27 protein-coding genes are annotated in these 19,640 nt (G+C 65.1%); 17 read left to right on the top strand and 10 right to left on the bottom strand.

Annotated features, from left to right (window positions below; all coding sequences use genetic code 11):
- Positions 1 to 39: 39 nt before the first annotated feature.
- The 4 genes from C479_RS08155 to arsN2 all read left to right on the top strand — a co-directional run bounded on the left by C479_RS08155 (position 40) and on the right by arsN2 (position 2,747).
- Positions 40 to 330: an antitoxin VapB family protein gene (locus C479_RS08155; protein WP_007700766.1), complete on the top strand. Its 291-nt coding sequence runs from the start codon at positions 40 to 42 to the stop codon at positions 328 to 330.
- Entirely contained in the window at positions 320 to 727 is a 408-nt protein-coding gene (locus tag C479_RS08150) for a PIN domain-containing protein (RefSeq protein ID WP_007700764.1), read from the top strand. Before C479_RS08155 ends, C479_RS08150 begins: the two co-directional genes overlap by 11 nt.
- 184 nt (positions 728 to 911) lie before the next feature.
- Entirely contained in the window at positions 912 to 2,249 is a 1,338-nt protein-coding gene (locus C479_RS08145; RefSeq protein WP_169317775.1) for a DUF418 domain-containing protein, read from the top strand.
- Positions 2,250 to 2,297: 48 nt separating this feature from the next.
- Positions 2,298 to 2,747: an arsenic resistance N-acetyltransferase ArsN2 gene (arsN2, locus tag C479_RS08140; protein WP_007700759.1), complete on the top strand. Its 450-nt coding sequence runs from the start codon at positions 2,298 to 2,300 to the stop codon at positions 2,745 to 2,747.
- 20 nt (positions 2,748 to 2,767) lie between these two features.
- Here arsN2 and C479_RS08135 read toward each other — a convergent pair whose 3' ends face one another.
- The 5 genes from C479_RS08135 to C479_RS08120 all read right to left on the bottom strand — a co-directional run bounded on the left by C479_RS08135 (position 2,768) and on the right by C479_RS08120 (position 6,321).
- Positions 2,768 to 4,072, bottom strand: coding sequence for an MFS transporter (locus tag C479_RS08135; RefSeq protein ID WP_007700757.1), 1,305 nt, complete (start codon positions 4,070 to 4,072; stop codon positions 2,768 to 2,770).
- A gap of 115 nt (positions 4,073 to 4,187) precedes the next feature.
- A complete protein-coding gene (locus C479_RS08130) occupies positions 4,188 to 5,054 on the bottom strand; it encodes a DMT family transporter (protein ID WP_049907168.1) in 867 nt (288 codons plus the stop codon).
- A gap of 136 nt (positions 5,055 to 5,190) precedes the next feature.
- Positions 5,191 to 5,355, bottom strand: coding sequence for a hypothetical protein (locus C479_RS16515; protein ID WP_007700749.1), 165 nt, complete (start codon positions 5,353 to 5,355; stop codon positions 5,191 to 5,193).
- 238 nt (positions 5,356 to 5,593) lie between these two features.
- Entirely contained in the window at positions 5,594 to 5,929 is a 336-nt protein-coding gene (locus C479_RS08125) for a hypothetical protein (RefSeq protein ID WP_007700746.1), read from the bottom strand.
- Positions 5,926 to 6,321 carry a hypothetical protein gene (locus C479_RS08120; RefSeq protein WP_007700743.1) on the bottom strand — a complete coding sequence of 132 codons (396 nt, stop codon included), beginning with the start codon at positions 6,319 to 6,321 and terminating at the stop codon, positions 5,926 to 5,928. Before C479_RS08120 ends, C479_RS08125 begins: the two co-directional genes overlap by 4 nt.
- A gap of 238 nt (positions 6,322 to 6,559) precedes the next feature.
- On the opposite strand from C479_RS08120, the gene C479_RS08115 reads away from it, so the two are divergent.
- The 7 genes from C479_RS08115 (at position 6,560) to C479_RS08090 (ending at position 10,822) form a co-directional block, all read left to right on the top strand.
- Entirely contained in the window at positions 6,560 to 6,787 is a 228-nt protein-coding gene (locus tag C479_RS08115; RefSeq protein WP_007700740.1) for a hypothetical protein, read from the top strand.
- Positions 6,784 to 6,939 carry a hypothetical protein gene (locus tag C479_RS16245; RefSeq protein ID WP_161607166.1) on the top strand — a complete coding sequence of 52 codons (156 nt, stop codon included), beginning with the start codon at positions 6,784 to 6,786 and terminating at the stop codon, positions 6,937 to 6,939. Before C479_RS08115 ends, C479_RS16245 begins: the two co-directional genes overlap by 4 nt.
- Before the next feature lie 355 nt (positions 6,940 to 7,294).
- A complete protein-coding gene (locus tag C479_RS08110; protein ID WP_007700739.1) occupies positions 7,295 to 7,492 on the top strand; it encodes a hypothetical protein in 198 nt (65 codons plus the stop codon).
- A 152-nt stretch (positions 7,493 to 7,644) separates the two neighbouring features.
- Positions 7,645 to 7,923 carry a type II toxin-antitoxin system HicB family antitoxin gene (locus C479_RS08105; protein WP_007700736.1) on the top strand — a complete coding sequence of 93 codons (279 nt, stop codon included), beginning with the start codon at positions 7,645 to 7,647 and terminating at the stop codon, positions 7,921 to 7,923.
- Positions 7,920 to 8,369 (top strand): type II toxin-antitoxin system VapC family toxin, encoded by a 450-nt coding sequence (locus tag C479_RS08100; protein ID WP_007700733.1) that lies wholly within the window; start codon positions 7,920 to 7,922, stop codon positions 8,367 to 8,369. Before C479_RS08105 ends, C479_RS08100 begins: the two co-directional genes overlap by 4 nt.
- A 96-nt stretch (positions 8,370 to 8,465) precedes the next feature.
- Complete coding sequence (locus C479_RS08095) at positions 8,466 to 9,305, top strand: DUF6997 domain-containing protein (RefSeq protein ID WP_007700731.1); 840 nt, start codon at positions 8,466 to 8,468, stop codon at positions 9,303 to 9,305.
- 227 nt (positions 9,306 to 9,532) lie between these two features.
- Positions 9,533 to 10,822: an HNH endonuclease gene (locus C479_RS08090; RefSeq protein ID WP_241430174.1), complete on the top strand. Its 1,290-nt coding sequence runs from the start codon at positions 9,533 to 9,535 to the stop codon at positions 10,820 to 10,822.
- A gap of 20 nt (positions 10,823 to 10,842) precedes the next feature.
- Here C479_RS08090 and C479_RS08085 read toward each other — a convergent pair whose 3' ends face one another.
- Positions 10,843 to 11,079, bottom strand: coding sequence for a hypothetical protein (locus tag C479_RS08085; RefSeq protein WP_007700725.1), 237 nt, complete (start codon positions 11,077 to 11,079; stop codon positions 10,843 to 10,845).
- 561 nt (positions 11,080 to 11,640) lie between these two features.
- Between C479_RS08085 and C479_RS16240 the strand changes: the two genes are divergently transcribed.
- Positions 11,641 to 11,781, top strand: coding sequence for a hypothetical protein (locus C479_RS16240; protein ID WP_161607165.1), 141 nt, complete (start codon positions 11,641 to 11,643; stop codon positions 11,779 to 11,781).
- Between the two features lie 15 nt (positions 11,782 to 11,796).
- Here C479_RS16240 and C479_RS16910 read toward each other — a convergent pair whose 3' ends face one another.
- From C479_RS16910 to C479_RS08080, 3 genes are all read right to left on the bottom strand, one after another.
- Positions 11,797 to 11,922 carry a hypothetical protein gene (locus tag C479_RS16910; RefSeq protein WP_275039661.1) on the bottom strand — a complete coding sequence of 42 codons (126 nt, stop codon included), beginning with the start codon at positions 11,920 to 11,922 and terminating at the stop codon, positions 11,797 to 11,799.
- Between the two features lie 16 nt (positions 11,923 to 11,938).
- Positions 11,939 to 12,061, bottom strand: coding sequence for a hypothetical protein (locus tag C479_RS16905; protein ID WP_007700723.1), 123 nt, complete (start codon positions 12,059 to 12,061; stop codon positions 11,939 to 11,941).
- Between the two features lie 296 nt (positions 12,062 to 12,357).
- Positions 12,358 to 13,533, bottom strand: a complete 1,176-nt coding sequence (locus C479_RS08080; protein WP_007700721.1) for a S1C family serine protease — start codon at positions 13,531 to 13,533, stop codon at positions 12,358 to 12,360.
- Positions 13,534 to 13,708: 175 nt separating this feature from the next.
- Here C479_RS08080 and C479_RS08075 point away from each other — a divergent pair, with 175 nt between their 5' ends.
- The 5 genes from C479_RS08075 (at position 13,709) to C479_RS08055 (ending at position 16,979) form a co-directional block, all read left to right on the top strand.
- A complete protein-coding gene (locus C479_RS08075) occupies positions 13,709 to 14,257 on the top strand; it encodes a metallophosphoesterase family protein (RefSeq protein ID WP_007700719.1) in 549 nt (182 codons plus the stop codon).
- A gap of 224 nt (positions 14,258 to 14,481) precedes the next feature.
- A complete protein-coding gene (locus tag C479_RS08070) occupies positions 14,482 to 15,216 on the top strand; it encodes an SCO family protein (protein WP_007700715.1) in 735 nt (244 codons plus the stop codon).
- Positions 15,217 to 15,219: 3 nt separating this feature from the next.
- Entirely contained in the window at positions 15,220 to 15,786 is a 567-nt protein-coding gene (locus tag C479_RS08065) for a TlpA family protein disulfide reductase (protein WP_007700712.1), read from the top strand.
- Positions 15,787 to 15,923: 137 nt separating this feature from the next.
- Positions 15,924 to 16,604, top strand: coding sequence for a cytochrome c biogenesis CcdA family protein (locus C479_RS08060; protein WP_007700709.1), 681 nt, complete (start codon positions 15,924 to 15,926; stop codon positions 16,602 to 16,604).
- 195 nt (positions 16,605 to 16,799) lie between these two features.
- Positions 16,800 to 16,979, top strand: a complete 180-nt coding sequence (locus C479_RS08055; protein ID WP_049907167.1) for a hypothetical protein — start codon at positions 16,800 to 16,802, stop codon at positions 16,977 to 16,979.
- 60 nt (positions 16,980 to 17,039) lie between these two features.
- Here C479_RS08055 and C479_RS08050 read toward each other — a convergent pair whose 3' ends face one another.
- On the bottom strand, positions 17,040 to 19,601 hold the full coding sequence (locus C479_RS08050; protein ID WP_007700706.1) for a heavy metal translocating P-type ATPase: 2,562 nt from the start codon (positions 19,599 to 19,601) through the stop codon (positions 17,040 to 17,042).
- Positions 19,602 to 19,640 lie beyond the last annotated feature (39 nt).

Raw genomic sequence — 19,640 nt, 5'->3', positions numbered from 1 at the left:
ACCAGAACAGATTTGTAAACACAAACACAAACACAAACCATGGGGACGAAGACGATCGGTATCAGGGAGGACGTCTACGACCGATTGCGGGCACGAAAGCGCGAGGACGAGAGCTTCACTGAACTTGTCGACCGGCTGATCGACGAGACCAGCACCGACTGGCGGGAGACGTTCGGTCGGCTCGCGGACGAGGAAGCGGCCGAGCTGGACGCAGCCGTCCGGACGTCCCGGGAGCAGACTGGGAGTGGGTACGCAGCGCGCCAGCGGGACGCGATCGACTCGTTCGAAGCGGGAGTAGACGAATCGTCCGAGGACGTCGATGACACGTAAACTCCTGGATACGACGTTTCTGATTCACCACTGGGGTGGTCACGACGACGTGGCCGCGTACCTCGAATCGCAACCGGAGGGTACGTCCTACCTGACGACGACGCTCAATCTCAAAGAGATCGCCGTCGGCCGACAGCTCGTGGGCAAGTTCGACGCAGCGGAGATCCGACGACAGTTCGAGTGGGTCGAAACCGTTCCGATAACGGCGTCGATCGCGTGGGAAATCGCTGCGCTCGAGGCGCCGTTGTACGCTGACGACGACGTTCAGGGTGACAGGATCAACTCACTCGCGATCGATGCGGTTGTTGCCGGGGCAGCGGTCGAGCTGGACGCGACGATCGTGACGAAGAACGACGCGGATTTCGACGCGCTCGACGTTCCCGTCGAGTCGTACTGACGTCGAACCGATCGCTCGTCAAGCACTCGATCGGATTCTGTTCGTCTACGCCCGGGACCCTACCGCGGACGAACCTCCTTCCTTTTTGTACCGACCGTGCCAGATGGCGCATAGACGATGTCCCGTTCCTGGCGTGAAGCGACCGTTCGTTTCCCGATTCGGGCCCAGCGTCGCGGGGTGGCCGATGAGCGGTGAGCGACCGACTTCGTCCGACACGGGGTCCGGGGCCGACGCCGCCGACTCCACGACGGCCGCCGATTCCGACGCAGCTGCGTACCCCGCGTCAGCCGAAGACGTCGCGTCCACTTCCACGTCCGACCGCGGGCCGACGCCGCCCTCGGAGCGGATCGTTGGCCTCGACGCGTTGCGCGGGTTCGCCCTGCTGGGGATCCTGATGGTCAACATCTGGGTGTTCGCGATGCCGGAGGCGGTGCTGGGGAATCCGACCGCCTACGGCGACTTCTCGGGGGCGAACTGGTGGGCCTGGTTCGTCTCGGACGTCTTCTTCCGCCAGAAGTTCCTCGCGCTCTTTACCTTCCTCTTCGGCGCGAGCGTCGTGCTGTTCACCCGGCCGGACGAGCGAGGGGGGCGGCCGACGCTCGAACTCCACTACTGGCGAACGGGCTGGCTTCTCGTCTTCGGACTGGCCCACGCCTACCTGCTGTGGTACGGCGACATCCTCGTCGCCTACGCCGTCTGTGGCTTCTTCGTCGTCCTCCTGCGGGATCTGCCGGCGAAGACGCTGGCGATCACCGGGGTTCTCATTCTCGCGATCCCGTCGGTTACTGAGGTGCTCGCCGGCCTGTCGATCGAGCCCGGCGCGACGTCGACGGCGTGGCAGCCAGCGTGGTCGGTCCTGGAGGCCGAGATCGACGCCTATCGGGGCGGGTGGCTGGCGCAGTTCGACCACCGCCTTCCGACGGCGATCCGGCGCCAGACGACCGGCTTTCTCGCCTACTCTGTCTACCGCGTGAGCGGCTCGATGCTGCTCGGAATGGCCCTGTTCAAGTGGGGCTTCCTGACGAACGACCGGTCGGTTCGCGAGTATCGCCGGCTCGTCGTCGGCGGTGGTATCGCCGGCCTCACCGCCGTCCTCGCCGGCATCTGGTTCATCGAGTCGGCCGACTGGTCCTACCGCGCCGGCATCTTCTGGCGGCAGTTCAACTACTGGGGCAGCTTCGGGCTCGCGGGGGCGTACATCGGCCTTGTAATGCTGTGGAGTCGCTTCCGGCCGGACGGTGTCGTGACCCAGTCGCTCGCCGCGGTCGGGCGGACGGCCTTCAGCAACTACATCTTCCAGACGGTGCTCGCGACGTCGATCTTCTACGGCCACGGATTGGGACTGTTCGCCCGGCTGTCGCGGGTCGAACTGCTCGGCGTCGTCCTCTGCATCTGGGCGATTCAGGTGCCGGTGTCGGTACTCTGGCTCCGGTACTTCCGGTTCGGTCCGCTGGAGTGGCTCTGGCGAACACTGACGTATCGGAAGGTGCAGCCGCTTCGTGCGGATCGGACGGGCGAGTGATCGAATCGACGCCAAATCTATTCCTTCGTTCGGCTCGACGACGGTAGTATGAGTGCGGTTTCCATCACGCTCCAAGGCGCGGACGCGTCCACGATATCGCGGATCGAGACGTTACTGGCCGAGAACGGCCTGCCAACGGCGGACGTGCGGTCGAATCCCAGCCACTTCTTCCTCGCGTTCGACGGCGGCGACCGGGTCGGCGTCGGCGGACTGGAACGATACGGCGACGCTGGGCTCCTTCGATCCCTCGTCGTCGAGGAATCCGCACGCGGCCTCGGCTACGGGACGGCGATCTGCGACGCGCTGGCGGATCGTGCGCGGGCCGACGGCGTCGAGACGCTCTATCTACTCACGACGACCGCCGAGGATTTCTTCGCGGCTCGCGGGTACGAGCCGATCGATCGCGACGCGGTCCCCGAGGTGATCCGCGAGACGCCGGAGTTCGCCGACCTCTGTCCCGCGTCGGCCGTCTGCATGCGGCGGTCGCCGGAGACGTGACGTGAACGTCGCTGTCGCCCTTACCTCTCTTCCTCGGTGCTCGCCGCCGTCTCCGGCATCACTAGCGTGAGACCGACGACGACGGCCATGATCGCGGCCAGGAGGAGGTAGCCCTCGTCGAAGTAGCCGTTGTCGCCGAGGACGCCGAAGACGACCGGGCCGGCGGCGCCGAGGGTCGCCGTCGTCGTCCGGACGACACCGAGGCCGGTCCCCTTCCGTTCTTCGCTGAACGCGTCGGCGATGAACGACTGCGTGACGGCGCCGGAGCCGAGCATCGTGCTGATCAGCGCTGTCGTCGGGACCAGCAACCAGAACCCGGAGACGAACGGTAAGATCGCGAGGCCGACCGCCGGCGGGGCGAGGACGGACACCAGTGCGCCTCGCATCCCGATTCGGTCGTAGGCGGCGCCCGCGACGGGTTTGACGACGACACCGACTGCGAAGAAGAAGCTAAAGAGCAGGCTGGTGGTGGCGGGAGAGAGCCCCTTCACCGTCTCCAGGTAGATGGGATACAGCGCCGTCACCGACTGCCAGATGAAGATGTACAGAAAGAGGATGACCGTCATGAACCCGAGCGAGGGGTCGCGCAACTCACCGAAGACCGCCAGCGTCTCTCGGAGGACGCCCTCGTCCGAGTCGGCTCCTGTCGCGTTGTTCGCCGCTGGAGCGTCGGGATCGTGGGGACCGTCGCCGTCGGTCGCGGTGTCGTGGCCGTCCATCGATCCAGGTCCCGTCGCCGGGACGACGAGGAAGAGTGCGAGGGCGCCGACGAGCAACAGCGGGGCGACGAAGCCGAGGCCGGCCTGCCAGGCGACCGCGGCGGCGACGGCGACTGCGATCGGTGGCAGGATCGTCTGGCCCACGTCGCCGGTCGCCATCGTCACGCCGAGGGCGCTCCCCAGCCGGTCGGGGTAGAGCTTCGAGAGGATGGTGATCCGCGCGATCGGGTACATCGAGTGACCGAGTCCCCAGGCTGCGACCGCGCCGAAGAGGACGATCGGCGTCGGTGCCGTGACGACGAACCCGAGTGCGACGGCGACGATGGCTGCTCCGGTTGCCATGACCGCCCGTTCGCTGTACCGATCGGCGAGGAGCCCGCTCGGCAACTGCCCGACCGCGGCGAACAGCCAGAGGACACTCACGAGGAGGCTGGCGACCGAGAGGCTGAGTCCGTAGGTGTGCCGGAGATCCTGCAGGAGTACCGGGAAGATCATTCGGGCGCCGACGAACAGTCCCCACGTGCTCGCGACCACGGCCAGCGACGGACCGCGCCCGTCCGCCCACAGGGCCCGCGCCTCCGTCGTCAGCGTTCCTCGGACGTCCATACGAGAAGTCGTAGTGGCCGCTCCGGCGCGCTCGTTTGTAAGTGACTCTTCCGCGGTTCGGCTTTCCGCTTCCCAGGTCTCGACGCCGTGATCGTCGTGCGGCCGTCTCGCACCCTCACGCCCGTTCGCGCTGGACGAGGACGACGCCGCCGACGACGAGCGCACCGCCGAGGAGGGTCACGACCGTGATCGGCTCGCCGAGGACGGCCGCGCCGAGGGCGACGGTGACAGCAGGCTCTGCGGCACTGATGATACTTGCTCGACTCGCGCCGATTCGTTCGAGGCCGGCGAAAAAGGCGAGGACGGGGATCGCGGTCGCGACGACGGCGATCGCGATGGCAACGCCCCACGCGGTCGCGTTCGCCGGAGCCGCGAGGGTGTCGGTCGCGAGGCCGAAGGCGACGAAGCTCGCGGCCGCCGCGGGGAGGACGAACGCCGTCAGCGTCTCGGCGTCGACGGATGCGAGCGTCCGCTGGCTCACCAGAATGTATCCCGAGTAGACGATCGCCGCGCCGAGTACCACGAGGACGCCCCGCGGATCGGCTCCTGCGGGGTCGGCGCCGGTGATGAGTGCGACGCCGCCGAGCGAGCACCCGAGCGCGGCAAGGAGCGTCCCCGTCACCCGGTCGGGGTGGGTGAGGAGGACGAACCCGACGACGAACGCCGGGTAGGTGAAGAGGACGATCCCGACCAGCCCGGCCGTCATGAACTCCAGCCCGAGGAAGTAGAGGCCGCTCTGGGCTGCGTAGCCGACCGCGCCCAGCCCGAGCGCGACGGCGAGCGTGCGCCCGCGGAGCAGCTGGAGTCGACCGCGGTACCACAGGATCGTCCAGAGGAGGATCGAGGCGATGGCAAAGCGCAAGGCGAGCACCGACGGAATCGAGAGGCCGGCGTCGGCGGCGAGGACGCCCAGCACGCCGAGCGTCCCGAAGCCGACGGCGGCGGTGAGGACCAGCCCGATCCCGACCGTCTCCTCGTCCATGCACGCTGGCTGTCCCGCTGGCTCATAAACGGGGTCGGTTCGCGACGACTCTCGCTTCGCGCCCGTCGCACGCTGGTGATCGGCGCGTTCCACCGGATCGAAAAAACGGGGACGGGGGCGAGCCGCCTCGCCGCGGTTACAGGCGTTCTCGAAGTTCGCCGATGCGTTCTTCGAGCGTATCGATCGCATCAGTGACTTCCTGACGAGCGGTCTCGCTCATCTCGTCGGCTTCGTTCGCGGCCGTCTCGAACGTGTCTCGGACGCGTCGAAGCGCTTCGTCGGTGGTATCTGAGTCACTCATGCTGCACGCGGGGTGTGTGACTCGTCGCTCATAAAATCACGTGGTTGGTGTATTAATAGCGCTTATTTTCACAATGGAGAGATGAACGTCGACGGCTCGAACAGGTTCGGTGGGACAGTCCGTGACCTTTCGGCCCTGAGGGCGCGTCCGTGTCGACGATGCAGTAGCGGTCGTCGACTTCGAACCGGCGCTTCGAGAGTCGTGTGAATCGGCTCTGGTGGTCGGGGCCGACGGTCGATTATTCGCCGTCGACGTACGAGAACAGTCCCTCGAGTGCAGCGTTTACGACGTCAGGCGTGAGGTGTCCCTGTCGAAATTCGACGTCGCGCTCTTTCGGTGAGTGCGTCGACCAGGGAAGGATGTAACTTCGTCGTGGGGTACCGCCATCGATCCAGTCCTCGTCGGATAGTGGGATGGCTCCGTCGTGCCCACTCGTCGAGAGTGCGAGCGTGATGTACTGTTCGTCGTCGAACGGGTGCGATCCGTTGTTCACGACGACCCACGGTCGACCGGCGTCCGGATCGGTCTTGAACGGATCGCGACACCAGACGACTGCGCCACGGTCGTGCGTCATTCGTGGTCTCGTGCTCCACTCCCCTCACCAGTTGATTCGTCTCCATCGGCTGGGTCCGCCGCGTGGGCGAGCCACTCGCTTCGGTCTTCGAATCCGAAGCGCTCGTCGAGACTGGCCGTGATGCGGTGGAGGGCGGCCGCATCGTAGAGCCGATCTCGATCGTCGGTGATCGCCCAGTACGATCCCCGGTGTCGGACGAGGTCCTGTTCGCGGAGTCTGACCAGCACCGGCCCGATCGACCCCTGGGCGATTCCGACTCGATCGGCGATCTCGCCCGCCTTCCAGGCGCGATCGTCGCGGGCTGCGAGGAATGCGAGGACCCGCTCGCCGTTCGTGGGCTCCTCCCACGTGTCGGGATCGGTTTCCTCGAACTGCTCGATGTCGATCGACATGAATAGCACTTCGTCGTCCAGTGTATTGGGTGTATTGGAAAACCTACGGTATCTTGTGTATTGGGTCGATCGAGGTAGCTGTTCCCTCTGCTTGACCCACGGGAGGCCGTTCTCGCCAGTTATTCACGGACGCAATGCGTCGGAGCCGCCGTATTTTCGAGCGATCGTCCGTTTCCTGTCGATCCAGCCGATAGAGAATGTAACAACTATTGGGATTGCAGTCACGACATTCTTGTAGATGAGCACGCAGTCGGGATGGATCGCTCCCGATCACGTCGAGCTAGTCGGTATCGTCGTGATCGGACTGATCTTCCTCGCGATGGCGCTCCAGCGCCTCGACGACCCGACTAGCAGGCAGGGAATCGCCACGATAATCGGCACGTTCGGAGTATTTCTCCTGTTTCTCTGGTATCTGTACGCCAAACCGACATCAGAACTGACGCTGCCCCCCTGTGGCTCGGCGTGAGTCTCCTCGTCATCGTCGGTATCATCGCCGGCGCGGTGCTCTCTGCCAACAGGCCGATCGACCGGGAACTGGTCGCCAATTTCGCTCCTGCCCTCGCGATCGGTGTCGTACTGGCACTCGTCTACGTCGCCCGATCGATGCTGGACCGCTGATCACGAACCGACAGCGAGCGGCGACTATGGTTGGCTCTGGTCAGGGATTGGCTCCGTCGATTCGCTAGTAAGCGGGAGAGATGGAAGGTCCCGTATCCTGTCGAGTACCAACCGGAGTGCGTTAGTTGCCATGTATCCGGGTCTTCGGCCAGACAGGCGAGGCAATCGACCTGCGATTCAGCGTCGTTCCATCGGCGTCGCGACTCCTCCCCTCAAGATTGGTGTTCGTTTCCTTCTGGGGTTTGGTAGGCAGGCGCTCGCCAAACTGCCGTACTGCCCGATACCCGACGAGCGCACGCCCTGGTGTCAACCAGTTAACCACAGGTTCTTACGTGATGGCGATTAACACTGGTGTATGAGCGATGCAGACGATGTCGCCGATCTGGGTCGGCGAGCGATTCGGACCTCGCGAACGGAGGCCCTTCGAGAGCGGATGCGAGCGGTGATCGACGACCACGACCGAACGGTCGACCTGAAGGCCGTCAGGCAGGAAACGAGCGGCGGTGACTCCCTTCAGTCGATCGTCGACGACGGCCGATCGGAACGGGTCTAGGCGATTCACTCGAGTCGTTTCTTCTGAACGCGTCTCGCGTAATCGATTCTATCGGACACGACCGGCGGAGGTTTATATGCGATCGTGCCCAACAATCGTTTAGGAACGCCCCGCCGACCACGTCGCAACCGACTCCACTCCACCCCAGTCCAATGAGTACCGACACAGGTGACACGCCCGAATCGACGGCCATCCACCTCACCTACGAGGACGAGCGGTGGGTGGCGACCGACGAGGGGACCAACGTCAGTGCTCGCGGAAAGACCAGAACGGAGGCACTCGCTGCTCTCGACGCGAAACTGGCGGGGGACTCCAACACCGTCCCAACCGAGGATCCGTTGTTTACCGCACCCTCGTTTTCGAGCGGGCTAGACGACACCTCCGTCGACGTCGATGCCGCGCTCGACCGAACGGCCGACTCGGACCGATGAACGACTCCACCGTCGATTTTCACCCACTGTTCGTGGATACCGGCCCGCTTTACGCCCGATTCGATTCAGCAGACAGACACCACGACCGAACGGTCTCCGTTCTCTCGCGCATTCGCGAGGGCTCACTTCGGTATCGACCACTGTACACCAGCCGGTACGTCCTCGGCGAATTGACGCGGCTGTTGTTGTACAATATCGGCCACACCGCCGCGTCGACGGCGCTTTCGACGATCCGAAACAGCGACCTGTTCGTCGTGCTGTCAGACGAACAGCGCTCCTTTCAGGCCGCGTGCGAAACGTTCGCTCGATACGACGATCAAACCATCTCACTCGTCGATCACCTTTCGGCTGCACTGGCAGAGACGCACGATATCGACCACGTGTTCTCGTTCGACTGTGACTTCGATACGCTCGGATACGTCCGCGTCCCAGACATCCACTCCTGATCACCCACCGCGGTGAACGCGTGCCACGGTGTAACGACGTGATGCCCGCTTGGCCAGTGGCTTCACGTATACTCTCGAAAACGGGACGACTACTGCATGGTCTTCGAGTCGGCACTTGCGGAGTTACGCGAGTCGGAGCAGGGCGTCTTTGGCCCGACGTCCTTTCGCGGCTACGTCGACCGCCACGGGATCGAGGCGGGGCGGACGCCGCGACACATCTCCGTGGATTCGCTCGCGGATCTGGATCCGGAGTTGCGAGACGAGGACGTGATGGTCCTCCGGATGGGGTCGACGCCCGACGGCCGCGGGACGGGCTTCGTGCTGGTCGAGGCTCGCGACGGCGTCGGAGAGTTCTTTCTGGAGGACGAGGCGCTCTTCGGCGGGGTCGAGGCGACGTCGATGGACGGGCCGGTGGATCGGGAGCGGCTGTTGAGCTTCGAGTTGCTCCCTTCGCTGTCGGAATCTTCACTCGTGAACCTCGGACTGGCGTCCGGCGTACTTTCGGAGGCTCTTGATCTCGATCGGACGGGGGCGCTGGCACCGCCGGCGACTGGCCAGTCGACGTTTTCGTTCGACGTGCGTCCGCGGAGTGACCTGCCGGAACCGGTTCGGCATCGATCGGGCCAGGTCGAGATCGACACGCTGTTCGCCGAACGGCGGGACGGCGAGCTGGCGCTGTTCGTCATCGAGGCCAAGACCGGTCCGCGGGCGTCGCTCGCGAAGCACAAACTGGTGTACCCGCTGCTGGCCATCGCCGACTCGGTCCCTGCTGAGATCGAACTGGTGCCGGTGTACCTGCGATGCCGGCGGGCCGAGGGACAGGTTCGGTTCGATGTCGCCGAATGCTCGTTTCCGGATCTCAGGGAACGGGTCGGCGGGGTGGAGGAATTGTCGAGTTGTCGTGAGCGGGCGATCAAGTTGGAACTGGGGGCGTGAGGAAGATATTGGCTTTCAATTCCGGGTTTCCGTGGGCAGACCCACTCGCATGACTGCAATCTGGGGCGGTTGCGTCCACTGGTACGAGCGCGTCTGGAAGTCAACCTCTGACTTCGGAATTTACTAAATCTATGCCGGGAAAATGGCTTTGATATTCCTACCATAGTACAGAATTGCCAAATATTATAAGACAAATTGCCTATCTAGCCGAATATTATATGGCTCGGATGACTGCCGAACGATTTTTCGGTGGGGTCGACGGTCGGCTGTCGTATCTCCACTCTACGCTCCAGCACATTTCGGAGTCAACGCCGTCTCACTCCGACCTTCAGGCCTGGGTTCAACAGCAGACGCCTGCGGGATCGTCACAGGCTATCCGCCGGAATATTGCGTTTCTCGAGCAGATCGATCTGATCGAGGAGGTTGATGGACGCTACCGCCCGACGAACAAGGGCGAGGTGTTCTGGCAACGGGACGAACCGCTCGTGATGTACGAAGGGCTGGCGACGAACGTGGACGGCTTTCGGGAGATCTGTCGCGCGATCTCGAGCGGCGCACGAACCAGTTCGGCGATTCGGGACCAACTCAAGCAGGCGTTTCCGGACTACGAGCTTTCGGACGGGGTCATCGCGAAGCATCTGGAGTGGTTGCGGGCTCTCGATCTGGTCCCTGAATCGGATGGTGTCTACTCCATCCCGATCGAGGACGGCAACTTCAGAGTCGGGGAGATGTACAACCGGTGGTTCATCCACGATGTGTTGAAAGGCGAACGGTACAAGGGAATCGCGACACCGAGTGCGCTGGACATAGTCATGCTCTTTACCGGCGAATCGGGGTCGGCGTACGGCTACGAGGACACGTTCCTCCCGGACGACCGGTTCGTCTACACGGGCGAAGGCGTCGAGGGCGATATGACGATGGACGGCGGCAACGCGGCGATTCGCCACCATCGGGAGAACGGCGAATCGCTCCACCTCTTCGAGTCGACGGACATGCCGTGGCTGGTCACCTATCTCGGCGAATACGAGTACGAAAAGCACGTCATCGACGCGCTTCCGGACGAGACGGGCACCGACAGGGACGCGATCCGCTTTACGCTCGCGCCGGTCGGCGGGACGGATGTGGAGATTGCAGAAGGGTCACCGGAATCGCTCTCGTTGGATCACCTCTACGAAAAAGCGAAGCAGAGCTCCCCGACGGTCCGCGGCGACGAATCGAGATCGACCACGACTGCAACTCGCCGATCGTACCAGCGCTCTCGGATTGTCCAAGAGTACGCGCTTCGCCAGGCCGACGGCGTGTGCCAGGGCTGCGGCGACGAGGCGCCGTTTCTCGACAGCGGCGGCGAGCCATTTCTGGAGGTACACCATCTCACCCGCCGCAGCGACGGCGGTCCCGACGATCCCGATAACGTGATAGCTCTCTGTCCGAACTGCCATCGGCGCGTCCACGAGGGGCGAGACGGCGACGCATTCAATCGGAAACTGAAAGAAGAAGAGGCGAACCGCGACCGCTGAACGGGATTGCTTCGTCTTGGTTAGCTCTGCCCCGCCTGCCGTTTCACCCGATCCGAAAACTCGGAGAGATTCATCGCGGCGGCACAGTGCGGACAGCAGTACCGAACGGCGTGCCTGTATTCGGCCTCCAGCACCTCCGGCGGCTCGACGTCTACCCGAAAGAGCCGCGATGGTGCCACGTTCCGATCACACCGGTAACACCCCTGGGAGCGAGGCGCATCGCCGGTCCCGTCGCGCGTCCGTTCGACGGATTTCATCCGAGGTCACCCCGGTCCGCCTCCACGAACCATGCGGTGACACTCGGCCCCCATCCCCGAAAACGAAGCTGAACGACGGGTAGCGATACGACTCTCTAAACCAGTGGCGTGCGAGACCTTTTTGTCTCGAAGGTGTCTTTCGGAACATGGCAACCAGGCTCTCGTCTGGAAGCCACGTCTCGGGTGCTAGGACACCCGGGGCATTTCCTCTTCGCGCATGCCCCCGCGACGTGATGGAGACGCGAGCTTCCGGGTTTGGATACGCGCCAATATGTAATATATCTACTGGATAGTGGGTGGATTTTGTGTCTGTGGCCGATTTTGTGCAGCCGCTTCTGGTATTCCTGGTCTCGCGGCGCCTAGGGCCATCTTTCGCGAAATGAATGCAGGTTTGGTTTTGGTCACGAATAACGGTGCGTCACTGCCCGTTACCCATCCAACCCTGTCTGCATTTGACGGCTGACCGGAACGCTCCTGCCGTCCGGATTTCACAGTCGACTCCCTACCGGCTTCTGGAGCGTGGGGAACGGTTATGCGAACCAAGGATGAACTGAAGCTAGCATGAGCAAGTCTGACCCGCCAGATGGCGATCAGCAGGCGGACGATCCCGAGGAGTCAGTCCACCCACTGAAAGCGGGCATCGACGCCGCGAAGGACGGAGACACGGCGTCGCTCGAAACCCATCTCGACGAAACGGAATAGCGGGCTTGCCGGGCCCTACGTCTGAAGCGCTTCTCTCACGGCTTCGAGCGATGTGAAGTGACAGTCGAGAGCTTCCTCGATAGCCCGGTCGATGGTTTCTAATTCCTCGTCTTCACCATCGCGGCCGTCTACGCCACTCATGATTCGAAATAGAGTATTACTCGTCCCCGTCAGTGTCCGCCATCTCTCTAACGGCTTCCCGATCCTTCAGCAATTGTGCTTTCGACTGACCGGTCGTTTCGACCAGATCGTCGACGGTCGGGATATTCGTTAGGGTCATTCTCGTCTCCAACTTCTTGGCGTACTACTGTATAGTTTTCGCCTCCTACACATGCTGGGAATACCTGCCTACTGCGAGTGTATATCGCAAACGTTCCCTCGTATCGACGATCAGTGGGATCACGACGGACCCGACAGTCAGACTCCACTCGTCGAGCGCTAGTCTGGTAATACTAACGCTTCTAACGGTACGACGCCCAGCGTGGCGTCTCCCCGTCGACCAAGACGAAGACCAGAAACCATCTGGTGTCTGGATCGATGGTTTAGTCTCTCACTTTCGATAATCGCCGAATCCCCTCACGCCCCGTTCATCTGCGGTCGTTCCCCAAGCGTGACCTCGACGGTCTGTTCCTGCCCATCACGGACGATGGTCAGTTCGATCGTGTCTTCGGGTGCCGTCTCGGTCAGCAAGTACGAGAGCAGGTCGTCCCGCGTCGACACCGACTGGCCGTCCACGGCGACGATGACGTCACCGCCGACGGGGACCGTCGCGCCGTCGACCTGCACCGACTGGTCCGCGCCCTGGAGGGCGTCGCTGGCGGGTGTCGCGCCGAGCACGCCGGCGACGTAGACGCCCTCGGTGACCGAGAGGTCGTTCGCCTCGACGATGGGCTGGGAGAGCGGGAGCGCCCGAACGCCGAGGTAGGGATAGGCGTACTCGCCGGTCTCGATCAGTTCGGGCACGATGCGATCGACGAGGGCTGCCGAGATCGCGAAGCCGATGTTCTCGCCGCCACCGGCGCGGTTGACGCCGAGGACGTCACCGGTGGCGCAGTCGACGAGCGGGCCGCCGCTGTTGCCCGGATTGATCGGTGCGTCCGTCTGGATCGTGTTGGGTAGTCGGCCCGCCTCGGTCGGCATCGAGCGGTTCACCCCGCTGACGATGCCCGAGGTGATGGTGCTTTCGAGGCCGTATGGACTCCCGAGTGCCGCCACGCGCTGACCGGGCTGGGGCGTCTCGTTCGCGACATCGAGCGGTTCGAGGGCGTCGGATGTGGCGTTCACCCGGACGACCGCGAGATCGGCGAACGCCGACGCGCCGACGACCGTCCCGTTGTGGAGGCCGCCTTCGCTGTCTCTGATGCCGACCGACTCGTTCTCGCCCACGACGTGCTCGTTAGTCACGACGTACGTCGCGTTTTCGCTCGTCTCGTAGACGAACCCGGAGCCGAGTCCCTGCCCGAGCTGGATCTGGACGATCGAGGGGATCGTCTCCTCGTAGAGGGAGACGTAGTTACAATCGGTGCGGTTTCGCGCCTGCTCGCCCCCGGACTGATTGTCCTGTGACTGGTTTGTCTGTCCTTGCGCCTGTGCTGCGGGCGAGTCACCAACCGCGTGCAGGTCGTCGCTCGCCGCTGTCACGCCACCGCTCGCCCGTGTCTCGTCGCCACCCACCGCCACTCCCGCGGCCGGAACGCTGGTGACCATCGCCAGGGTCACGAGGAGGAGCGCCAGGATTCGTATCCGATGCATACCGTATTGTCGCCACCGACGATTCAGAAATAGGGTCGGCCTGCGAACGGCCCGGCCGATCGCCGAGCCGAATCGTCCTCCGTGCCGGTCGCCGGGCCGAATTGCCGGCCGGAGCGGTCGCCGACTCGAAAGCTGCTCCCAGCAGATTTTTCAACAGGCCGATCGATTCCGGAACGTGACACTCGCGATCATTGCTGATTCTCACATTCCCGAACGTGAGGCCGACATTCCGGATTCGTTCCGCGAGCGTATCGCCGATGCCGAGCACACGATCCACGCCGGCGACTTCGAGACGCCGGCGGTGCTCGACGAGGTCCGCGACCTCGCGACGGCACTTACGGCCGTTCATGGAAACGCCGATCCGGCAGATATGGGACTGCCGTCGGTCGCCGAACTCACTATCGACGGCGTCACGTTTGTCGTGACACACGGGACGCTAAACCCGGTGGAAGCGGCCGTCTACGGTGACGACGGATTCGTCATGAGCGGCGAGGACTGGAACCGGGCCATCGCCGATACGGCTCGCGCCCGTACTCGCTCGTGGGACGGCGAGGGGGTTGTCGGCGTCGGCGGCCACAGCCACCGCGTCGAAGACGCCGTCTACGAGGGCGTCCGGGTGCTCAACCCTGGGTCCGTCACCGGCGCCGACCCTGCGGAGCGGGCGACGATGCTGACCGTAGAGGTCGACGAGGGCGCCATCGACGTGACGCTCCACGAAGCCTGACTCCCGTCGCTGACGTGCCGTGTTCGGTCCTGGTACACCCGGGCGGAACGATGTATCGACCTCGCTCGTGACTCTCGAGACTCCTGGCTCGTGGCCCGGTTTGGCCCATCGTCGAACTGTGCGGGGGACAGACACAAACCCACGCTAGACCGTTCCTGCGCTCCGTTTCCCACGTTCAGGGAACAACCGTCCCTTCTTTACCGCTCGTCTCCTCAGGATCGAGCATGAAGCGGCGCACGTATCTTGGCGCGAGCGGCCTTGGGGGGCTGTCGGCGCTTTCGGGTTGTCTCGAACCGTTTTCGGCAGCGACCGCCGACGAACCCGAGACTGCCGATGGGGCCGTCCTCCCCCCGCCAGACCAGACACGTGGAGAAGCCAGTCACCCGACGTATGGCGACGAGATCCCGTCCTACTCGGTCTCCGACGCCCTCTCCAGCGAACCGGTCTCCGACGAGGACTTCCGTGGCGAGCGCGTCCAGCTGTACACCTTCGTCTACACCAACTGTATCATGGGCGCGTGCCCGGGGCTCATCCGGTACCTCATCGAGATCAACGAGGGGGTTCGCGACGCGGGCTATCGCGACGAGGCGGCCTTCGCCCCGTTCACGTTCGATCCAAAGCGTGACACGCCCGAGATCCTCCGGACGTATCTGACCGATCGAAACGTCGACCCGTCGGCCGATGACTGGTTCTTCCTCCGTCCTGAGACACAGGAGGCGGCACACGAACTCCTCTTCGAGCGGCAGGGCGGCCGGTTCGGCCTGCCGATCCAGCAGGCGCCGGCAGAGGAGATCGCGGCCGAGGGCACGGATCCGGACGTCGAGTACGGGTTCACACACTTCGTGTTCATTTTGCTCGTGAACGAGAACGGGATCGTCGAACGGTCGTATCCGGGCGCGACGGATCGCTACACCCCGACGGACATCGAAGACGACATGCTCGCGGTCATCGAAGGCTAATCCATGAAGCGACGGGAAGCCATCGCCGGCGCGGCGAGTCTGGGCGTGCTGGGGGCGGGCGGAGCCCTGGCAGTCGGCGGCTTTCCCAGTTTCGGCTCGTCGTCGGACGGTTCGAACGAGAACCCACAGATCGACGAGCCGGTCACCGTCCCAACGGTCGACCTCTCTTGGAGCGACGGCGAGCCGGTCACGGTGCCGATCGCCGACACCGTAACGGTCCTCGAGTTCTGGGCGACGACCTGTACGGTCTGTCCGGACGCCGTCCCGAAGGTCACCGCGGCGGCCGAACGAACCGGCGACGACGTCGCGTTCGTCGCGATCACCGCGGAAGACGTCGGTCCAGACGACTTCTCCCCCGAGTACATCGAAGACACGTGGCGCGAGTTCGGCGGCGGCGAGTGGCCGATCGGCTACGGAACGTTCGAGGTGCAGGTCCAACTCACGTCGGCTGCGACGCCGGCGACGGCGATCATCGACGCCGACGGCGTGACCCAGTGGACGCACACGGGCATCGTCTCGACCGAGACCATCCTCGAAGAGATCGAGGCGGCCGGCGGCACGGTCAGGTGATCGACGCATGTGTCCCGACACTCCCCGACGCGCGACGGTCGACGCCCGAATGTGGACGTTGGTCGGGGCCCCGTCGACCGATGGTGGTGTCCGGCCTCACGCTGCGGCCACGCCGACCGATGGCGGGGTGAGCTACCGTGGCTGATCTCACGACGATCGGCGCGGTCAGCTTCGCCGTCTCCGCCGGCGTGTTGACGTTCTTCTCGCCCTGTGCGTACGCGCTCCTCCCGGGATACGTCGGCTTCTACGTGGGCCGTTCGGAGGGCGAATCCACGCTCGTCGGGTCCGTCGTTCGGGGTCTCGTCGCCGGGGCGGGTGCCGTCGTCGTGCTGGGCGCGTTCCTCGCGGCGACCTACGCCATCGGCTCTCGCGTCGCCGACGTCCTGTCCGTGGTCGAACCCGCGGTCGGCGTCGCGCTGGTCGCGCTCGGGATCCTGATCGTCTTCGATCGCGCCCCGTCGCTGTCGATCCAGCTACCCGAGCGCCGGACCGGCATCCTCGGCTTTGGCCTCTTCGGCGCCGGCTACGCCGCCGCCTCCGCCGGCTGCGTCGCGCCGGCCGTCATCGCCGTCTCCGGACTGGCACTCTCTGGCTCGGCGACGTACGCGCTGGCCGTCATCGGGAGCTACGTCGTGACCGTCGCCGTCCTCATGGTCTCGGTCACCGTCGCCGCCGGAACGGGGCTCTCGGCGGGCGGTGACTGGGTGATGGCCCACCGCGGCCGCCTCGAACAGGCTGCCGGCGTCCTCCTCGTCCTCGCCGGCCTCGGGCAGCTCTACGTCTACTACGCCGTCGACTTTTCGTTCGCGGGGCCGTAGACGGCCCTCTCCGCTGGTCCTGCTGTTCTCTACTGGACCTGTGAAACGGATCGGATCACGGTTCGTTTTCTACTGACGAAATGTGAGGAACGGCTCGATCGGCGGCACTTCGACGCGTGTCGGTTGGTCGGGACGCTTCGGTTAGTTCTCGTGAAAACAACGGGTTTCTTCTGCCGTGAATTCCCACCGTGCGGTATGTCAGACCGAGAGCACACCTGGGTTGTCCTGTTGGTTGCGGGAATGACTTTCACTGTCGTCGGGCTGACGCTGCTGGGATCGACCGTCTGGTACCTCCAGTACGGGGCACTGCTGGCCGGGTTGGTACTGGCTGCCCTCTCGGTGTACCAGCAGGTGGCTGAAACGACTCCGACATAATTCGATCGCTCCGCTCGTTTCGATCGGCCGTGCGGTCGGTCGAACACCCCGATCGATCGGTTACGGAAGCGATCGCGTCGAATTCCCGACGACGAGCAGGCTGCTCGTCGCCATCGCGACCGCGGCGAGTAGCGGGTTGATGAGGCCCGCGACGGCCAGCGGGATCGCGACCGCGTTGTAGACGAACGCCCAGCCGAGGTTCTGCCGGATGCGGCCGTTCGTCGCGCTCGCGAGGTTGAAGACGGCCGGCACGTCGCGCACGTCGTCGGTCGTGAGGATGGCGTCGGCGGCGTCGCCAGCGAGGTCGGTGCCGCTGCCCATGGCGATCCCCAGATCGGCCGCGGCGAGGGCGGGCGCGTCGTTACTGCCGTCGCCGACCATGGCCACGGTCCCGCGGGCGCTCAGTCGGCGAACCGTCTCGGCCTTCCCTTCGGGCGGGACGCCCGCGAACACCTGATCGATCGCTGCCACCTCGCGGTAACGGTCGGCGCTCGCCCCCTCGTCGCCGGTCAGGACGGTGACCGTCCGGTCCTCGGCGAGTACTTCGACCGTCTCGCGCCAGCCTGGCCGCGGCTCGTCGCCAACGGTCACGACGCCGCGAGCCCGACCCGACCAGCCGACGACGACCGGGACGTCGCCCTCTGCTCGAATCGACTCGACGTCTCCGACCAGGCCGTCCGGCATCGCCCACCCTCGCTCGTCGAACAATGCGGGGTGGCCGACGACTGTCGCCTCGCCCGCGACCATCCCGGAGACGCCGCGGCGGTGCGTCTCGACGTCGCTCGCGTCGGGTAGCGTCGCCGCATCGCCGACGGGCTCGTCGCGCTCCGCCACGTCACCAGTCTTGTCTTCCTCGCTTCCAGCCACGATCGCGTCGGCGATCGGGTGCGCCGAGTGCGCTTCGAGCGCGGCCGCTCGTTCGAGGAGCGTCGACGCAGCCTCGCCGTCCGCCGGGACCACGTCGCGGACCGTCATCTCGCCGGTCGTCAGCGTTCCCGTCTTGTCGAAGACGACGACGTCGGCCTCGGGGGCCGCTTCGAGGACGTGCTCGCTCGCCAGGACGATCCCGCGGTCGGCGGCCGCGCCGACGCCCGAGGCGATGGCGAGCGGGGTCGCGAGCCCGAGCGCACAGGGACAGGAGACGATCAGGACCGTGAGCCCGGCGAGAAGTGCGTCGGACGCCGCCGCGCCCATCCACAGCGAGCCGGCGGTCACGACGGTGGCGAGACCGAGCACCACCGGGACGAAGATCGTCGCCAGGCGGTCGGCCAGGCGCTGGACGCCCGGTGTCGCGCTCTGGACGTCCCAGAGGAGTTCGACGAGTCGGTCGAGCGTGCTCTCGGCCGTCTCGCCGACGGTGACGGTGAGTGGCGTGTCGGTGACGACGGTCCCGCCGCGGATGTCGTCGCCGGGGGCTTTCGTCACCGGGAGCGCCTCGCCCGAGAGCAGCGACTCGTCGACGGCGGCCGTTCCGGTCGCGACGGTGCCGTCGAGGGGCACCCGTTCGCCCGGCCTGACGAGGAGCTCGTCGCCCGGCTCGACGGCCTCGATCGGGACGGTCTCGAACGCCCCGGCGTCGGGCGGGGCGTCGTCCACGGCCGATAGCACTCGCGCCTCGCTGACCCGGCCTTCGGTCAGGTCGCGGACCAGGCCAAGCGAGCGACGTTTCACCCGCCCCTCGTACCAGGTTCCCGCGGTGACGACGAGGACGATCGCGACGGAGACGTCGAAGTAGAGGTGCGGGCCGCCGAGGGCCATCGCCAGTGTGCTGTAGGCGTACGCCGACAGCGCCGCGGTGGCGACCAGCAGGTCCATGTTCGGCCGGTGCGCCCGCAGGCTGACGACGGCGCCCCTGAGGATCGGATACCCCGTGTAGAACAGCACGATCGAGGTCATGAGCCAGATGTTTCCGTAGAGGTACGGCCCGACGAGGCCGCCCAGGCTCACCACGGGGTCGAATCCGAGGTACTCGGGGTAGAGGAAGATGGCGTACCACAGCATGACCATCATGCCGAACAGGCCGCCGAGCAGGAGCCGGCCGACCGTCTCCTCGCCGTGGGTGTCGCCGACGGTGCCGTCCCGATCGTGAGCCTCGTAGCCGTAGCCGGAGAGTCGGTCGGGGAGTTCCTCGGCGGTGACGCGCTCGGGATCGTACGCGACGCGCACGGTGTCGCTCGCGTAACTCGCCGTGGCCTCGCTGACACCCTCCACGCCCTCCGCTCGCAGTTCGAGGAAGGCTTCGCAGGTCGAACAGTGCATCCCGTCGACGGCGAGGAAGGTGTGTTCGCCGGCCCTGGCGTCGGAGACGGTGTCGCCGGTGGCCGTCTCCTGGTGGCCAGTGTCGGTTTCGGGGCCCGTCGATCCCGGCCGGTCGGCGTCCGTCGAACGAGCGGCTCCGTCGCGGTCCCACCCGTCCGGTGGCCCTTCGACCCGCTCGCGAACGCTCGTCTCGTCGACGTCGTCGAGATCGGAGAGCGCGCTCGCTACCTGCAGACAGCCGTCACAGCAGAAGTGGCCGGGAACCTCGTCGTCGGTGATCGGCGGGTCGGGAGTCGCCAGCCCACAGAGTCGACAGCTGCCAGCAGTAGTGCCGGACGACGTCGATGCGGAAGACTGGGTCACGTGTCGAGATCACCGTTTCCAGGGTGACTGCACCCCTGT

Source organism: Halovivax asiaticus JCM 14624, assembly GCF_000337515.1.
Lineage (GTDB): Archaea > Halobacteriota > Halobacteria > Halobacteriales > Natrialbaceae > Halovivax > Halovivax asiaticus.
The sequence above is the reverse complement of the archived record's forward strand: the minus strand, read 5'-3'. Positions and strand labels throughout refer to the sequence as shown.

Coding starts and splice junctions, on each gene's coding strand:
- C479_RS08155 (WP_007700766.1), top strand. CDS start 40: ATGGGGACGAAGACGATCGGTATCAGGGAGGACGTCTACGACCGATTG.
- C479_RS08150 (WP_007700764.1), top strand. CDS start 320: ATGACACGTAAACTCCTGGATACGACGTTTCTGATTCACCACTGGGGT.
- C479_RS08145 (WP_169317775.1), top strand. CDS start 912: ATGAGCGGTGAGCGACCGACTTCGTCCGACACGGGGTCCGGGGCCGAC.
- arsN2 (WP_007700759.1), top strand. CDS start 2,298: ATGAGTGCGGTTTCCATCACGCTCCAAGGCGCGGACGCGTCCACGATA.
- C479_RS08135 (WP_007700757.1), bottom strand. CDS start 4,072: ATGGACGTCCGAGGAACGCTGACGACGGAGGCGCGGGCCCTGTGGGCG.
- C479_RS08130 (WP_049907168.1), bottom strand. CDS start 5,054: ATGGACGAGGAGACGGTCGGGATCGGGCTGGTCCTCACCGCCGCCGTC.
- C479_RS16515 (WP_007700749.1), bottom strand. CDS start 5,355: ATGAGTGACTCAGATACCACCGACGAAGCGCTTCGACGCGTCCGAGAC.
- C479_RS08125 (WP_007700746.1), bottom strand. CDS start 5,929: ATGACGCACGACCGTGGCGCAGTCGTCTGGTGTCGCGATCCGTTCAAG.
- C479_RS08120 (WP_007700743.1), bottom strand. CDS start 6,321: ATGTCGATCGACATCGAGCAGTTCGAGGAAACCGATCCCGACACGTGG.
- C479_RS08115 (WP_007700740.1), top strand. CDS start 6,560: ATGAGCACGCAGTCGGGATGGATCGCTCCCGATCACGTCGAGCTAGTC.
- C479_RS08110 (WP_007700739.1), top strand. CDS start 7,295: ATGAGCGATGCAGACGATGTCGCCGATCTGGGTCGGCGAGCGATTCGG.
- C479_RS08105 (WP_007700736.1), top strand. CDS start 7,645: ATGAGTACCGACACAGGTGACACGCCCGAATCGACGGCCATCCACCTC.
- C479_RS08100 (WP_007700733.1), top strand. CDS start 7,920: ATGAACGACTCCACCGTCGATTTTCACCCACTGTTCGTGGATACCGGC.
- C479_RS08095 (WP_007700731.1), top strand. CDS start 8,466: ATGGTCTTCGAGTCGGCACTTGCGGAGTTACGCGAGTCGGAGCAGGGC.
- C479_RS08090 (WP_241430174.1), top strand. CDS start 9,533: ATGACTGCCGAACGATTTTTCGGTGGGGTCGACGGTCGGCTGTCGTAT.
- C479_RS08085 (WP_007700725.1), bottom strand. CDS start 11,079: ATGAAATCCGTCGAACGGACGCGCGACGGGACCGGCGATGCGCCTCGC.
- C479_RS16240 (WP_161607165.1), top strand. CDS start 11,641: ATGAGCAAGTCTGACCCGCCAGATGGCGATCAGCAGGCGGACGATCCC.
- C479_RS16910 (WP_275039661.1), bottom strand. CDS start 11,922: ATGAGTGGCGTAGACGGCCGCGATGGTGAAGACGAGGAATTAGAAACC.
- C479_RS16905 (WP_007700723.1), bottom strand. CDS start 12,061: ATGACCCTAACGAATATCCCGACCGTCGACGATCTGGTCGAAACGACC.
- C479_RS08080 (WP_007700721.1), bottom strand. CDS start 13,533: ATGCATCGGATACGAATCCTGGCGCTCCTCCTCGTGACCCTGGCGATG.
- C479_RS08070 (WP_007700715.1), top strand. CDS start 14,482: ATGAAGCGGCGCACGTATCTTGGCGCGAGCGGCCTTGGGGGGCTGTCG.
- C479_RS08065 (WP_007700712.1), top strand. CDS start 15,220: ATGAAGCGACGGGAAGCCATCGCCGGCGCGGCGAGTCTGGGCGTGCTG.
- C479_RS08055 (WP_049907167.1), top strand. CDS start 16,800: ATGTCAGACCGAGAGCACACCTGGGTTGTCCTGTTGGTTGCGGGAATG.